The 426-nt window shown below is 65.7% G+C and carries 1 protein-coding gene; it reads right to left on the minus strand.

The window, feature by feature from the left end; genetic code table 11:
• The coding region (locus tag EN818_RS33035) for a DUF5801 repeats-in-toxin domain-containing protein (RefSeq protein ID WP_189523985.1) at positions 1 to 426 on the minus strand (426 nt) is incomplete at both ends.

Raw genomic sequence — 426 nt, forward strand, 5'->3', positions numbered from 1 at the left:
CCGGTGGCAGTGTCGCCGTCGCCATCGGTGGTGACATAGTTGACCGTGAAGGAGACGTTGTTCTCGTTCAGCCCCGCGGGATGGTCGATCGCGTGCAACTGCGTGACGGTGTAGTTGCCCGAGCTTGTATCGGCGAGTTGGATCAACAACACTGCGGTGGCGCCCTGGCTGATGGTCAGAGTCTGCCCGCCGTTGCTCACGGCTGCAGTGAAACCGGCCGGCAGCACGATGCCGGTAGCGGTCAGCAGCGTCGAGCCGGCGCCGTCGGCGCCGTAGTTGGAGGTCAGCGTCACGATCGCCGCAGCGCTCGTGGCCGTCATGATCGCCGGGTTCAGCACGCCGTCCGTCGTCGGACCGTTGTTGGTCTCGTCGAGCGTCACCGAGCTGCCGACCACCGCATTGCTGATCGAGGGGCCGTCATCGAGG

The organism is Mesorhizobium sp. M3A.F.Ca.ET.175.01.1.1 (genome assembly GCF_004791945.1).
GTDB lineage: Bacteria > Pseudomonadota > Alphaproteobacteria > Rhizobiales > Rhizobiaceae > Mesorhizobium.